We start from the raw sequence: 13,543 nt of genomic DNA on the forward strand, positions 1-13,543 counted from the left end.
CAGCCGACTCAGCCGCAGGACGAGCAGACTCAGCAAACGCAGCAGCAGCAACAGCAGAAGGCGATGGACTGATGCTGGCCCGCAACGCGGAGGCGCTCTATTGGATCGGTCGCTACGTCGAGCGCGCTGACGACACCGCACGAATCCTGGACGTCGCGTTGCACCAGCTGCTCGAGGATTCGAGCGTCGATCCGGACCAGGCATCCCGGCTGCTGCTGCGGGTGCTCGGCATCGACCCGCCGGATCACGATCTCGATGTCTGGTCGTTGACCGACCTGGTGGCCTTCAGCACCAACGTTCCGGGCGGCTGTTCGATCGTCGATGCCATCACCGCGGCGCGGGAAAACGCGAAGTCGGCCCGCGAGGTGACGTCCAGCGAGATCTGGGAGTGTCTCAACACGACCTACCACGCGCTGGCCGAACGCGAGCGCGCCGCGAAACGCCTTGGGCCGCACGAATTCCTGGCGTTCATCGAGGGCCGGGCGGCCATGTTCGCCGGCCTGGCCGACTCGACGCTGTCGCGTGACGACGGATATCGGTTCATGTTGCTGGGCCGCGCGATCGAGCGGGTTGACATGACGGTGCGGTTGCTGCTGTCGCGGGTCGGGGACAGCGCTTCGTCGCCCGCGTGGGTGACGCTGTTGCGTTCGGCGGGCGCGCACGACACCTATCTGCGCACGTACCGCGGGGTGCTGGACGCGACCCGGGTGGTCGAATTCATGTTGCTCGACCGGCTGTTTCCGCGTTCGGTGTTCTACTCGCTGAGGCTGGCCGAACACAACCTCGAAGAGCTGCTGCGCAATCCGCAGAGCCGGATCGGGTCCACCGCCGAGGCGCAGCGGTTGCTCGGAAGGGCCCGCAGCGAATTGGAATTCGTCCAACCCGGTGTGTTGCTCGAGTCATTGGACAGCCGCTTGGCGGAGCTGCAGCGAACCTGCCGGGACGTCGGAGAAGCGTTGTCGCTGCAGTACTTCCACGTGACGCCCTGGGTGGCGTGGTCGGATGCCGGCCAGCGCGCGCGACTGGTCGGCAGGCAGGGCGAGACCTGATGTGGCGGCTGCGCGTGGTGCACACCACCGGCTACGCCTACCAATCGCCGGTGACCGCCTCCTACAACGAGGCCCGCCTGACCCCGCGGTCGGACGCCAGGCAGAACGTCATCCTCAATCGCGTCGAAACCATCCCTGCGACGAGGTCGCACCGCTACATCGACTATTGGGGTACCGCCGTCACCGCCTTCGACCTGCACGCGCCGCACACCGATCTCACGGTGACCGCGTCATCGGTCGTCGAGACGGAACGGGGGGAGCCGGCGGTGGAGGAGGTCAGCTGGAGCGATCTGCGATCCTTAGCCGTGATCGATCGTTTCGACGAATTGCTTCGCCCCACCGCGCATACTCCGACGGGCAAGCGCATCGCGTCCGTGGCCAAGAAGATCGCCAAGTCCTACGGGCCCGCGGAGGCCGTCATCGCCGCGGGCAAGTGGCTGCGCGACGAGCTGGACTACCTGCCCGGGACCACCGGGGTGCACACCTCCGGGCTCGACGCGCTGAACGAGGGCAAGGGCGTCTGCCAGGACTTCGTGCACCTGTCCCTAATGGTGTTGCGCGCCATGGGAATTCCTGGACGCTACGTTTCCGGCTATTTGCACCCCAAACGTAACGCCGTTGTCGGTGACACCGTGGACGGGCGAAGCCACGCGTGGATTGAGGCCTGGACGGGTGGCTGGTGGTACTTCGACCCCACCAACGACACCGAGATCACCGAGCAGTACGTCAGCGTGGGAGCCGGGCGCGACTACACCGATGTCTCCCCGCTGAAGGGCATCTACTCCGGCGAAGGGGCGACCGATCTCGACGTGATCGTGGAGGTCACCCGGCTGGCTTAGGCCGAAGCGTGCGGTACCCCGGGTGGACGTGCGGCATCAGGCCCTGTTGCTGCGCCACCGTGGCAAGCAGCCCACGCAGGGCGCTGTATTGCTCAGGGTCGAGCGTGGAGGCGAACTGGAGCTCGTGCTGGCGTGCGAGCTCGGAAAGCTTGCGCATCAACCTTTTTCCGGCCGCAGTGAGGTATAGAGCGTGCAACCGGCGGTCGTCGGGGTTGCGGCGCCGCTCCAAGTAGCCGCGCTCCTCGAGTTCGTCGACGTAGACGACGACGCGGCTGGGCAACATGCCCAATTGAACGCTGAGTGCCTGCTGGCTGCGTCCGGGATCCGCGGCGATGGCGCGCAGAATCCCCGCGTGCGGCGGGGTCAACTCGATGCGGGCCACCTGTTCGGCGAACAGCGTGGCGGCGTGATGTCCGAGTTGAGCCAAGAGGAAGGCCACGCCGTCGGGACGGTCGCCATGGGTTGATGACACCCACACATCATAGCGGTCGCGAATAATTCTTCGATTGAAGCATTCGCGGCCTTGTCAAGTCGCCAAGCGCGGCATATCGTTCACACCATGAACGATTCACAATCAGATCCAACTCCGGTGGCGCGTCGCCCCCGCCAAGGCGGGCCGCCGTTGGTGTTGCTTTCCCTCGTTTGTGTGGGGTTGCTCTTCGGCGGCATTGCGATCGGGGTCGCGCTGGGTGGCGTGATGCCGTTGCCCTACGGGCCGGCGACCGCGGTTGCGGCATATGTTCGCGCCCAGCCGGTCGCGGTGCAAGTGATCGCCACCGCGGTGTTCGCGTCGTCGGTGCCGTTGGCGATCTACGCGGCGACCGCCAGCGCTCGGTTGCGGCAACTCGGCGTTACCGCCCCGGGAGCCACGATCGCCCTCACGGGCGGCACCTTGGCCGCGGGTGCCCTGGGTCTGGCCGGGCTGCTGGCCTGGACGCTGTCGAGGCCGGACGTCAGCGGCGACACCGCGTTGGTTCGCGCCTTGTACTTCCTGGTATTTCTGGTCGGCGGCCCGGGTCACATCGTGGCCCTGGGCCTGCTGGTGGCGGGCATGGCGGTGCCCAGCCTCATCCTGGGATTGACGCCGCGTCCGCTGGCCTGGGTCGGCCTCGCGATCGCCGCCGTTGCCGAATTGACGACGTTGGTCTTGCTGTGGCCCGGACTCGGGGTGATCCTGCCGATCGCGCGTGTCTCGGCGCTGGCCTGGCTGGTGGTGGCGGGCGCGCTAATGCCGTTGCGGCGCAACGATATTCGGCGACCGACGGCTAGGGCCGCGGGTTGACCTCGACTCGGTGCAGGTCGTCGCCGAGCTCGATGCGCCCGCCGAATTTGGTGGCGGCCAGCGCGCGCCACTGTTCCTCTTGCCCCGGCACCAGCGCCGGCACGTAGTGCGTCATCACCAGGGTGCCCACACCCGCGCGGTCCGCGGTCGCCGCTGCCTCTTCCACCGACGAGTGGTAATCGCAGATGTCCTGGAGCCGCTGCTGCGGGATGTTGACCACGATGTCCTTGCGGATCACGGTATGCACCAAAGCGTCTGCGCCGCTTGCCAGCTCGTCCAGGGCGGCGCAAGGCACCGTGTCCCCCGCCAGCACCGCCGACGTCGTCCCGGATTCGATGCGGAAGCCGATGGTCGGTGCCACCGGGCGGTGATCGGTCGGCGCGACCCGGATCGACACCCCGTCGCGGTCCCACACCGGGCCTTCGGTGCACTCGTGCACCTGGACCGCCGGTGGGGCATTCAGATCGGCGTGATGGGCGATCCGGTAACCGATGTCATGGCCGAACGCCTTCAGCGTCGCCTCTACCGTCTCCGCGGTGCCGGGCGGTCCGATGATCGGCAGCGGCGCGGGCTCGGGCGCAAAGGTGGTGATCCAGCGCGTGATCAGCAGGTCGCCGAGGTCGCCGATGTGGTCGCTGTGCAGGTGGGTGAGCAGCAGCGCCGACAACCCGGCGGCGCCCACGCCGACCGCCGCCGCGCGCTGTAGGACGCCACGCCCGCAATCCACCAAAAACACCTGCCCGCCGGCCCGCACCAGGGTCGACGGCCCCGCGCGGTTGGGGTCGGGGATGGGGCTTCCGGTGCCCAGCAAGGTGATCTCGATCATGGGCCCATCCTTGCAAGCCCAACGCGTCCGCAGTGGCATTTGACCCATCCGGCCGGGCGGCTGGCGATGTTCGGGTTTTGGGCCGCGATCCGGGGGTATGGGAGCCCGCGGTTGCCGCTTGTCGTGTTGGCTTTCCCGCCGGGCGAGTTAGCCGTAGCCTGATGTGAAGCGGATCACAACCGGCTGGAGGCCTTGATGCGGATTGCGGACGTCTTGCGGAGCAAGGGCGCGGCGGTGGTGACGATCAACCCCGATGCGACGGTCAAGGAGCTGCTCGCCGGCCTCGCCGAGCAAAACATCGGCGCCATGGTGGTGGTCGGCGACGAGGGCGTCGTCGGCATCGTCTCGGAGCGCGACGTCGTGCGCCATCTGCACACACATGGCGCCAGCGCGCTGTCGCGGCCGATCTCCAAGATCATGACCGCCACGGTCGCCACCTGCACAAAGTCCGACACGGTGGACTCCCTGAGCGTGCTGATGACCAAGAACCGGGTGCGCCATGTCCCGGTACTGGACGGGAAGAAGCTGATCGGCATCGTCAGCATCGGTGACGTGGTGAAGACGCGGATGGAGGAGCTCGAGGCCGAGCAGCAGCAGCTGCAGTCCTACATCACGCAGGGCTGACGCGCCGTTTCGCCGAGCGTGTACTCAGCGCGAAAATTCTGCGGCTTTTTCGCAGTGGTTACACGCTGGGCGTGAGGCTAGCTCCACGCGTAGTCCGCGCGCAGCCGGGCGGCGACGAGGTCGAAGATTTCGCGATCCAGGATCGCGCCCTCGCGGCGAATGCCCTCCTCGGGCACGTCGAGCACCCGGTCCAGGCGGACCCAGCTTTCCCTGCCTTCGTAATCCCAAGCGCCGGCACCGATCCCGACCCAGTCGCGGTCGCCGCCGCGGCGCTCCTGGCTGGACACCATCAGCCCCAGCAGGACACGACGGTCACGACCCACGACCAGGACCGGTCGGTCCTTGCCGCGGGTGGGATCGTCCTCGTAGACCACCCAGGTCCACACGATCTCCCCGGGATCGGCCCGGCCGTCGAGGTTAGGGGCGTAGACCAGTTTTCGCGCCCGCTGGGCGGTGGGAAAGCTGGCGCTGGTCACCGGCCGTCCCCCCGTGATCGCACCAGCTTGTTGGGGCGCGGCCGCGGCGATGACGTTCGCGGTGATCTTCACGGCCTGCTGGAGTTCGCGCAGAACGGTCTGCGAGTTCTGCACGTGCCGGGCCAGCCGCGGAGCCCCGTTGAAGACAAGGTTCTCCGCAAACCGCTGAAACGTCCTCCACTGCGATTTCCGGGCAGACGCCATATTCGCAGCATAGACGCGCCAATTGTGTTCCTGAGCCCGTGCGTGGATACGCTGGACATACCCCGCGAACCGCCCTCCAGGAGATTCCCATCAGCAGTTTCGCCGACAAGACCTTCACCCCGCCGGCGCAGATTCGGAATTTCTGCATCATCGCTCACATCGACCATGGCAAGTCGACGCTGGCGGATCGGATGCTTCAGCTCACCGGCGTCGTCGATGAGCGGTCGATGCGCGCCCAGTACCTCGACCGGATGGACATCGAGCGGGAGCGCGGGATCACCATCAAGGCCCAGAACGTGCGGCTGCCGTGGAAAGTCCAAGACGAAAATTACGTCCTGCACCTGATCGATACCCCGGGCCACGTCGACTTCACCTACGAGGTGTCCCGGGCGCTGGAGGCCTGCGAGGGGGCGGTCCTGCTGGTGGATGCGGCCCAGGGCATCGAGGCCCAGACGCTGGCCAACCTCTACCTGTCGCTGGACCGCGTCCTGCACATCATCCCGGTGCTCATCAAAATCGACCTGCCGGCCGCCGACCCGGATCGCTAGGCCGCCGAGGTCGCCCACATCATCGGCTGCGAACCGGGCGACGTGCTGCGGGTGTCCGGCAAGACCGGGGAGGGCGTCGCCGACCTGCTCGATCACGTGGTGCGTGAGGTCCCGCCACCGCAGGGCGACGCCGACGGACCCACCCGCGCAATGATTTTCGACTCCGTCTATGACATCTACCGCGGCGTGGTCACCTACGTCCGCGTGGTGGACGGCAAGATCACCCCGCGCGAACGCATCGCGATGATGTCCACCGGCGCCACCCACGAACTGCTCGAGGTCGGCATCGTCTCGCCAGAACCCAAACCCAGCGACGGCCTGGGTGTGGGGGAGGTGGGTTACCTGATCACCGGCGTCAAGGACGTCCGCCAGTCCAAGGTCGGCGACACGGTGACGACCGCGCGGCACGGCGCCACCCAGGCGCTCACGGGCTACCGCGAGCCCAAGCCGATGGTGTACTCGGGGCTGTATCCCGTCGACGGCTCGGACTACCCGGATCTGCGAGACGCCCTGGACAGGCTGCAGCTCAACGATGCCGCCCTGACCTACGAGCCGGAGACGTCGGTGGCGCTGGGCTTCGGCTTCCGCTGCGGCTTCCTGGGTCTGCTGCACATGGAGATCACCCGGGAGCGCCTGGAGCGCGAGTTCGACCTGGACCTGATTTCGACGTCGCCGAACGTCGTCTACCGGGTGATCTTGGAAGGAGAGGCAGGCGGGTCCGTTGTCGTGACCAACCCGTCGGACTGGCCGGAGGGCAAGATCGGCACCGTTTACGAACCCGTGGTGAAAACCACCATCATCGCCCCCAGCGAGTTCATCGGCACCATCATGGAGCTCTGCCAGTCGCGGCGCGGCGAGTTGGGCGGCATGGACTATCTGTCGCCGGAGCGGGTGGAATTGCGTTACACCATGCCGCTCGGCGAGATCATCTTCGACTTCTTCGATTCCCTGAAGTCGCGTACCCGCGGCTATGCCAGCCTCGACTACGAGGAGGCCGGCGAGCAGGAGGCCGAACTGGTCAAGGTCGACATCCTGCTGCAGGGTGAGGCCGTCGACGCGTTCAGCGCGATCGTGCACAAGGATTCGGCGTACGCCTACGGCAACAAGATGACCACCAAGCTCAAGGAACTGATCCCGCGCCAGCAGTTCGAGGTGCCGGTGCAAGCGGCGATCGGATCGAAAATCATTGCGCGCGAGAACATCCGGGCGATCCGCAAGGACGTGCTGTCGAAGTGCTACGGCGGTGACATAACCCGCAAACGCAAACTTCTGGAAAAGCAGAAGGAAGGCAAGAAGCGGATGAAGACGATCGGCCGGGTCGAGGTGCCGCAGGAGGCGTTCGTCGCCGCGCTATCCACCGACGCCGCCGGCGACAAGGGTAAGAAGTAGCCGTGCGGATAGTTGGGCCGGCGACGGCCGTGCTGGTGGTCGCCGCGTTGGCGGCGGGCTGTGGTGGGGTTGTCCAAGGCACCGCGAAGCCGGCGGCGAATCTGAAGCCGCGACCGCTTGCCGGTGAAACCGTCAGGCGAGTGCTTCTCGACGGCGAGGCCTTGTCGCGGATGCTCAGCCAGCCCTTTGCCACCCGCAAGCCACCCGAGTTCGGCGGCCCCGACACGCTTTTCCAGAAGGACGAATCGGTGACGCCGGCCGGTTGCCGGGGCGTGACGGCGATGCTGCAGAAAAGCGTCTACCAATCCGCGGACGTCAAAGATGTTGCGTCGCAGTCGTGGTGGAATAACGGCGAGCCGGCGCAAGTGATCAGCGTTATCGAGGGTGTGGTCTCCCTGCCCTCGGCCGCGCAAGCCGAGGCGCTGTTCGCGCAATTCTCGCAGCAGTGGAAGCAGTGCAACGGCACGACGACGACGCAGCAAACGGGCCCGATAAGCACGACGAACGCGATCAGCGACGTCCGCGTGGCGGACGCCTCCAATACTTTTGTCGCGGCGACTAATACGGCGACGTCGGTACTGCCCAACATGCCGGCCCTGCAGCCCACGCCGCAGGCGCGGGCCATCGGTGTCCGGTTGAACTGCCTCGTCGAGGTGCAGGTGGTCTTCTTCGGCGACCGGCGCCCTTCCGACCCGGGATCGGCCAACGTGGACACCAGCGGCATCGACATCGCGCACGCGATGATGGACAGGGTCAGCGCGCTGAGCTGACCGCCGTTCTATACCGGCGCGTTGGCCGGCTGGAACGTGCCGGAGCCGTCGGCCTCCTCCTCGGCTCGGATGACGTGGACCACGGCGTTGATCAGTGCCAGGTGGGTGAACGCCTGCGGGAAGTTGCCCAGGTGCCGTCCGGTGCGCGGCTCGATCTCCTCGGCGTAGAGGTGCAGCGGGCTGGCGTAGGACAGCAGCCGCTCGCACAGCCGCTTGGCGCGGCTCACCTCACCGATTTCGACCAGCGCGGACACCAGCCAGAACGAGCAGATCGTGAACGTGCCCTCCTCGCCGGACAACCCGTCGTCGGTCTGCTCGACCCGGTAGCGCAGCACCAGGCCTTCCTCGGTGAGCTCGTTGGCGATCGCCAGCACGGTGTTGCGAACCCGCGCGTCGTCCGGCGGCAGGAACCGGGTCAGCACCGCCAGCAGCAGCGAGGCATCCAGCGCGTCGCTGCCGTAGCGCTGGGTGAACACCCCGCGCGAGTCCACCCCGTGCTCGAGGATGTCGGCCTTGATCTCCTCGGCGATGCCCCGCCACTGCTGGGCGTAGCTCTTCTCGCCCTGCCGCTCGGCGAGTTTGCACCCGCGGTCCAGCGCCACCCAGCACATCACCTTCGACGACGTGAAGTGCTGCGGCTCCCCGCGCACCTCCCAAATTCCGCGGTCGGGCTCGCGCCAATGCTTGATCGCCTCCTCCACCTGCTTCTTCAGCACCGGCCACAGGGTCTCGGGGATTTGCTCGCGCGATTTGGCGTGCAGGTAGAACGAGTCCAGGATCGAGCCCCAAATGTCGTGCTGAACCTGGTCGTAGGCGCCGTTGCCGATCCGCACCGGCCGGGCGTGGTCGTAGCCGGACAGATGGTGCAGCTGGTCTTCGACCAGGCTGCGCTCACCACCGACGCCGTACATCACCTGCAGCGGATGGCGCTCGTTGCTGTTGGCGCCGGAGACGTCGGCGATGAAGGCGAAGAAGTCGTCGGCCTCGCGGTCGAGTCCCAGGGTGTACAGGCCCCACAGCGCGAACGTCGAGTCGCGGACCCAGGCGTAGCGGTAGTCCCAGTTGCGCTCGCCGTGCGGCGTCTCCGGAAGCGACGTGGTGCTGGCGGCCAGCAGCGCGCCGGTCGGCGAATAGGTCAACCCCTTCAGCGTGAGGGCGCTGCGCTGCAGGTAGGCGCGCCACGGGTGGTCGGGGAAGTTGCCGATGTTGATCCACTGCCGCCAGCACTCGGTGGTTTGCCACATCTTGTCGGCGGCCTCTTCGTAGGTCTGCGGCGCCGGGTGCTTGGTCCAGCTCAGGGCGACGAACACGTCGTCGCCCTCTCTCATCCGGGTGCGGGCCCGCGCTTCCCGGCCCTCCAGCCCGATGCGCAGGTTGCTGGTCAGCCGCATCGTCGGGTGGGCGTCGGGCTGTTTGCTGGCGCGGGCGATGGCCTCGCCGTACGCGTTGGCGGAGTACTCCCAGGTGGCGCCGATGCGGTGGTAGTCGAACGCCGGCTCGCAGCTCATCATCAGCTCGACCGTGCCGCTGACGCAGCGCACCGTGCGCAGCAGGATGTGCTCGGCGTCCCAGTCCATCGGGGTGCGGCGATGTGTCCGCGATCGTCGCTCGATGTCGTGCCAGGGCCCCATCACCAGCGCGTCACGAACGATCAGCCACCCGGTGTGGGTCTGCCAGGTCGTCTCCATGATCAGGCTGCCCGGAAGGTAGCGGCGCGCCGAGGGCACCGAGACGCCGTAGGGGCCGAGCCGGAAGTGGCCCGCGCTACGGTCCAGGATCGCGCCGAACACGCTCGGGGAGTCGGGCCGGGGCACGCACAGCCACTCCACCGACCCGGCGGGGGAGATCAGGCACGTGGTCTCCCAGTCGGACAGGAAGGCGTAATCGGCGATCGGCGGAAATGAGTTCCGCAGCGACCCGCTCGGCGCGAGCGGCGCGGGCGCGCTGAAATCGATCGGCGAGGCCACCGCCGTTTCGGGAGGCGTTTCGAACGCCTCCAGAGGGGCTTCCTCCGGAGCGCCGTCGGCCGGCTGGTCGGCGGGTTGGGCGTGCAGGACCATCCCGACATCATCGACTGTCAACCTGCCCGCCGTCCAATGTTTCGAGTAGGTGTCGGGATCGACGTCGGGCCTTCCGTAACCGACACATTGGTTTCGGGTGCCGGGGGAGAATAGTGTGGGCCGGGTGAGCGGGTTCCTGAATTGGTGGGACGGCAACGAGCTGTGGCTTTCCGGCCTCGCGTTTGTGCTGCAAGCCATGATCGTGATGCCCGTCGTTTTGGCGGTGGCCTACATCACGGCGGGCCTGCTGGACGGCCTGCTCGGAAAGGGCATCAAGTTGATGCGCCGCGCCCGCCACGCCGATGGGGCGCCCGGGTAGCGCGCATGCCTCGGTCGCACGTGACGTTGATTCTGGTCACGCTTGTGGTGCTGGTCATTGTCACGTGGCTTGCGACGCACTGATGCCGCACTGAGCCTTCAGCGGGTGTGCGGTGGCGGCCCGGCGAATTCCTGTTAGGCTTCGCGACATGCACGTGGCATCCGGCGTCGTGAAATGCGCTGTCTTTGTGCACTGTTGTCGTTGACTCCCTCCCGTCCGCGGTTTGGTAGGAGTCGTCAACTCTCCTGAAGTCTTATCGCCTTTCCGCAGCAACGGGACCCAGACCGACTGTCCCGCTTGAAACCGCAGCGAAAGGCCACCAATGCTCAACGACATCGGCAGCGCCCCGCGCTGGCGGCCTGTCGTCACGCTCGCCCTGATCGTCGGGGTCGTCGCCGCGTGTCAGGGCGGCCCCAGCGACGTCGTCGGCGGGAGCGGTCCGGGCAACGCGCGCACGAGTATCACCTTGGTCGCCTACTCGGTCCCAGAACCGGGGTGGAGCAAGGTGATTCCCGCTTTCAATGCCTCCGACGAGGGCAAGGGCGTCCAGGTGATCGCCTCGTACGGCGCCTCCGGCGACCAGTCCCGCGGCGTTGTCGACGGCAAGCCGGCCGACGTCGTGAACTTCTCCGTCGAGCCGGACATCACGCGATTGGTCAAGGCCGGAAAGGTCTCCAAGGACTGGAACACTGACGCCACCAAGGGAATCCCGTTCGGGTCGGTGGTCACGCTGGTGGTGCGCAAGGGCAATCCGAAGAACATCAAGGACTGGGATGACCTGCTGCGGCCCGGGGTCGAGGTCATCACGCCCAGCCCCTTGAGTTCGGGATCGGCCAAGTGGAATTTGCTTGCCCCGTACGCCGTCAAGAGCGAAGGCGGCGCCAATAGTCAGGCCGGCGTTGACTTCATCGGCAAGTTGGTCCGTGAACACGTCAAACTGCGTCCCGGCTCGGGACGGGAAGCCACCGACGTCTTCGTCCAGGGCAGCGGTGACGTGTTGATCAGCTACGAGAACGAGGCGATCGCGACCGAGCGGGCGGGTAAGCCCGTGCAGCACATCAACCCGCCGCAGACCTTCAAGATCGAGAATCCGGTGGCGGTGGTGACGACCAGCCCGCACCTGGATGCCGCCGTCGCTTTCAAGAACTTCCAGTACACCGCGGCGGCGCAGAAGGTGTGGGCGCAGGCCGGCTTCCGGCCGGTCGACCCGGCCGTCGCCGCCGATTTCAGGGACCAATACCCCGCCCCGGCGAAACTGTGGACCATCGCCGACCTCGGCGGTTGGGGCACAACGGATCCGCAGCTGTTCGACAAGAACACCGGCAGCATCACCAAGATCTACACCAAGGCCACGGGATGACCGTGACTCTTCTGAACCGAAGCGCCGACCCCGACGCGATCCGGGACACATGGCGTCTGCGCGGATCCGGCACCACGTCACTTCGTGTCGGTGTGGCGACGCTGTGGCTGTCGGTGATCGTGCTGCTGCCGCTGGCCGCGATCGTCTGGGAGGCCGCCAGCGGCGGATGGCACGCGTTTTGGCTCGCGGTCACCTCGAATGCCGCGTTGGAGTCGTTTCGGGTGACGCTCACCATTTCCGCGGGGGTGACGGCGGTCAACCTGGTCTTCGGCCTGTTGATCGCCTGGGTACTGGTGCGCGACGACTTCGTCGGCAAGCGGCTCGTCGACGCGATCATCGATCTGCCGTTCGCGTTGCCGACGATCGTGGCCAGCCTGGTGATGCTGGCCCTGTACGGCAACAACAGCCCGGTCGGCCTTCATCTGCAGCACACGGCGTGGGGCGTGGCGGTGGCGCTGGCCTTCGTCACGCTGCCCTTCGTGGTGCGCGCCGTCCAGCCGGTGCTGCTGGAAATCGATCGGGAGACCGAGGAGGCGGCGGCCTCGCTGGGGGCCAGTGGCCCGAAGGTCTTCACCTCGGTCGTGCTGCCGTCGCTGACACCGGCCTTGTTATCCGGTGCGGGGCTGGCGTTCTCGCGAGCGATCGGGGAATTCGGGTCGGTAGTGCTGATCGGTGGCGCGGTGCCCGGCAAGACCGAAGTGTCCTCGCAGTGGATACGGACGCTGATCGAGAACGACGACCGGACCGGCGCCGCTGCGATATCCATCGTGCTGCTGGCGATTTCGTTCTTCGTTCTGCTCGTCCTGCGGCTGGTGGGTGGTCATGCCGCCAAACGTGAGGCCTTGGCCCCATGACGTCGCCGCCCAGGGTTCGCTACCTCATCCGATTCGTGGCGCTCGCGTACATCTTCGTGTTGCTCGTCGTGCCCGTGTCGCTGATCCTGTGGCGGACATTCCGGCCCGGGATCGGTCAGTTCTTCGACTGGGTGAGCACGCCCGCGGCGATATCGGCGCTGAACTTGACGCTGCTGGTGGTGGCCATCGTGGTGCCCCTCAACGTGGTTTTCGGAATTCCGACCGCGCTGGTGCTGGCGCGCAACCGTTTCCGCGGCAAGGGCGTGCTGCAGGCGGTCATCGATCTGCCGTTCGCGGTCCCGCCCGTCATCGTGGGCGTGGCGTTGATCCTGCTGTGGGGAGCGGCGGGTGCCTTCGGATTCGTCGAAAAAGACCTCGGCTTCAAGATCATTTTCGGCCTGCCCGGCATCGTGCTGGCCAGCATCTTCGTCACCCTGCCGTTCGTGGTGCGCGAAGTGGAGCCGGTGCTGCACGAGTTGGGAACCGACCAGGAGGAGGCGGCGGCAACCCTGGGTTCGGGTTGGTGGCAGACGTTTTGGCGGATCACGCTGCCGTCCATCCGGTGGGGACTGACCTACGGCATCGTGCTGACCACCGCGCGCACGCTCGGCGAATTCGGCGCGGTGATCATCGTGTCATCCAACCTGCCGGGGAAGTCGCAAACACTGACATTGCTGGTCGCGGACCGGTACAACCGCGGGGCCGAGTACGGCGCCTACGCGCTCTCGACGCTGCTGATGGGTGTGGCCGTGCTGGTCCTGATCTTCCAGCTGGTTCTCGACGTCCGCCGGGCACGAGCGACCAAGTAAGCCGGACAAGGAGACTCGCAGATGACCGACAATCCAACCGAGCGCGGCGACCACGCGATCGTGGTGCGGGACGCTTATAGGCGCTTCGGCGATTTCGTGGCGTTGGATCATGTGGATTTCGTGGTGCCCAAGGG

Annotated in this window: 13 protein-coding genes and 2 pseudogenes; 11 read left to right on the plus strand and 4 right to left on the minus strand. The window is 66.7% G+C overall.

Annotated elements, in window-relative coordinates:
• Positions 1 to 71 precede the first annotated feature (71 nt).
• The gene (locus JWP83_RS24355) at positions 72 to 1,049 is read left to right on the plus strand and encodes an alpha-E domain-containing protein (protein WP_297736134.1); all 978 of its coding nucleotides are present in this window, start codon (positions 72 to 74) and stop codon (positions 1,047 to 1,049) included.
• Positions 1,049 to 1,888, plus strand: a complete 840-nt coding sequence (locus JWP83_RS24360) for a transglutaminase family protein (RefSeq protein ID WP_297736136.1) — start codon at positions 1,049 to 1,051, stop codon at positions 1,886 to 1,888. Before JWP83_RS24355 ends, JWP83_RS24360 begins: the two co-directional genes overlap by 1 nt.
• On the opposite strand, the gene JWP83_RS24365 is transcribed toward JWP83_RS24360, so the two are convergent.
• A complete protein-coding gene (locus JWP83_RS24365; protein ID WP_297736139.1) occupies positions 1,872 to 2,360 on the minus strand; it encodes a MarR family winged helix-turn-helix transcriptional regulator in 489 nt (162 codons plus the stop codon). The genes JWP83_RS24360 and JWP83_RS24365 overlap by 17 nt on opposite strands.
• Before the next feature lie 87 nt (positions 2,361 to 2,447).
• Between JWP83_RS24365 and JWP83_RS24370 the strand changes: the two genes are divergently transcribed.
• Complete coding sequence (locus JWP83_RS24370) at positions 2,448 to 3,170, plus strand: hypothetical protein (RefSeq protein WP_297736142.1); 723 nt, start codon at positions 2,448 to 2,450, stop codon at positions 3,168 to 3,170.
• Here the strand turns inward: JWP83_RS24370 and JWP83_RS24375 are convergent.
• Positions 3,154 to 3,996: a ribonuclease Z gene (locus JWP83_RS24375; RefSeq protein ID WP_297736144.1), complete on the minus strand. Its 843-nt coding sequence runs from the start codon at positions 3,994 to 3,996 to the stop codon at positions 3,154 to 3,156. The genes JWP83_RS24370 and JWP83_RS24375 overlap by 17 nt on opposite strands.
• A gap of 195 nt (positions 3,997 to 4,191) precedes the next feature.
• Here JWP83_RS24375 and JWP83_RS24380 point away from each other — a divergent pair, with 195 nt between their 5' ends.
• Positions 4,192 to 4,620 carry a CBS domain-containing protein gene (locus JWP83_RS24380; protein ID WP_297736147.1) on the plus strand — a complete coding sequence of 143 codons (429 nt, stop codon included), beginning with the start codon at positions 4,192 to 4,194 and terminating at the stop codon, positions 4,618 to 4,620.
• Positions 4,621 to 4,697: 77 nt separating this feature from the next.
• Here the strand turns inward: JWP83_RS24380 and JWP83_RS24385 are convergent, their stop codons facing one another.
• A complete protein-coding gene (locus JWP83_RS24385; protein WP_297736150.1) occupies positions 4,698 to 5,300 on the minus strand; it encodes a type II toxin-antitoxin system PemK/MazF family toxin in 603 nt (200 codons plus the stop codon).
• 38 nt (positions 5,301 to 5,338) lie between these two features.
• Between JWP83_RS24385 and lepA the strand changes: the two are divergent.
• A pseudogene (gene lepA / locus JWP83_RS24390) lies at positions 5,339 to 7,237 on the plus strand (translation elongation factor 4).
• Between the two features lie 2 nt (positions 7,238 to 7,239).
• Positions 7,240 to 8,007, plus strand: coding sequence for a sensor domain-containing protein (locus JWP83_RS24395; protein WP_297736153.1), 768 nt, complete (start codon positions 7,240 to 7,242; stop codon positions 8,005 to 8,007).
• A gap of 8 nt (positions 8,008 to 8,015) precedes the next feature.
• On the opposite strand, the gene JWP83_RS24400 is transcribed toward JWP83_RS24395, so the two are convergent.
• A complete protein-coding gene (locus tag JWP83_RS24400; RefSeq protein WP_297736165.1) occupies positions 8,016 to 10,067 on the minus strand; it encodes a glycoside hydrolase family 15 protein in 2,052 nt (683 codons plus the stop codon).
• Between the two features lie 115 nt (positions 10,068 to 10,182).
• Between JWP83_RS24400 and JWP83_RS24405 the strand changes: the two genes are divergently transcribed.
• The 5 genes and pseudogenes from JWP83_RS24405 to JWP83_RS24425 all read left to right on the plus strand — a co-directional run.
• Positions 10,183 to 10,386 carry a hypothetical protein gene (locus JWP83_RS24405; protein WP_297736156.1) on the plus strand — a complete coding sequence of 68 codons (204 nt, stop codon included), beginning with the start codon at positions 10,183 to 10,185 and terminating at the stop codon, positions 10,384 to 10,386.
• Positions 10,387 to 10,708: 322 nt separating this feature from the next.
• Entirely contained in the window at positions 10,709 to 11,746 is a 1,038-nt protein-coding gene (locus JWP83_RS24410) for a sulfate ABC transporter substrate-binding protein (RefSeq protein WP_297736159.1), read from the plus strand.
• Entirely contained in the window at positions 11,743 to 12,600 is an 858-nt protein-coding gene (gene cysT / locus JWP83_RS24415) for a sulfate ABC transporter permease subunit CysT (protein ID WP_297736161.1), read from the plus strand. The genes JWP83_RS24410 and cysT overlap by 4 nt, the downstream gene beginning before the upstream one ends.
• The gene (gene cysW, locus JWP83_RS24420) at positions 12,597 to 13,409 is read left to right on the plus strand and encodes a sulfate ABC transporter permease subunit CysW (protein ID WP_297736163.1); all 813 of its coding nucleotides are present in this window, start codon (positions 12,597 to 12,599) and stop codon (positions 13,407 to 13,409) included. The genes cysT and cysW overlap by 4 nt, the downstream gene beginning before the upstream one ends.
• Before the next feature lie 21 nt (positions 13,410 to 13,430).
• A pseudogene (locus tag JWP83_RS24425) lies at positions 13,431 to 13,543 on the plus strand (sulfate ABC transporter ATP-binding protein); the annotation flags it as partial.

The organism is Mycobacterium sp., from assembly GCF_025965855.1.
Lineage (GTDB): Bacteria > Actinomycetota > Actinomycetes > Mycobacteriales > Mycobacteriaceae > Mycobacterium.

What these genes read in the sequence shown, in the direction of transcription:
- cysW (WP_297736163.1), top strand. Translation starts at nt 12,597, where the DNA reads ATGACGTCGCCGCCCAGGGTTCGCTACCTCATCCGATTCGTGGCGCTC.
- JWP83_RS24370 (WP_297736142.1), top strand. Translation starts at nt 2,448, where the DNA reads ATGAACGATTCACAATCAGATCCAACTCCGGTGGCGCGTCGCCCCCGC.
- JWP83_RS24380 (WP_297736147.1), top strand. Translation starts at nt 4,192, where the DNA reads ATGCGGATTGCGGACGTCTTGCGGAGCAAGGGCGCGGCGGTGGTGACG.
- JWP83_RS24375 (WP_297736144.1), bottom strand. Translation starts at nt 3,996, where the DNA reads ATGATCGAGATCACCTTGCTGGGCACCGGAAGCCCCATCCCCGACCCC.
- JWP83_RS24355 (WP_297736134.1), top strand. Translation starts at nt 72, where the DNA reads ATGCTGGCCCGCAACGCGGAGGCGCTCTATTGGATCGGTCGCTACGTC.
- JWP83_RS24360 (WP_297736136.1), top strand. Translation starts at nt 1,049, where the DNA reads ATGTGGCGGCTGCGCGTGGTGCACACCACCGGCTACGCCTACCAATCG.
- JWP83_RS24385 (WP_297736150.1), bottom strand. Translation starts at nt 5,300, where the DNA reads ATGGCGTCTGCCCGGAAATCGCAGTGGAGGACGTTTCAGCGGTTTGCG.
- JWP83_RS24400 (WP_297736165.1), bottom strand. Translation starts at nt 10,067, where the DNA reads ATGGTCCTGCACGCCCAACCCGCCGACCAGCCGGCCGACGGCGCTCCG.
- cysT (WP_297736161.1), top strand. Translation starts at nt 11,743, where the DNA reads ATGACCGTGACTCTTCTGAACCGAAGCGCCGACCCCGACGCGATCCGG.
- JWP83_RS24410 (WP_297736159.1), top strand. Translation starts at nt 10,709, where the DNA reads ATGCTCAACGACATCGGCAGCGCCCCGCGCTGGCGGCCTGTCGTCACG.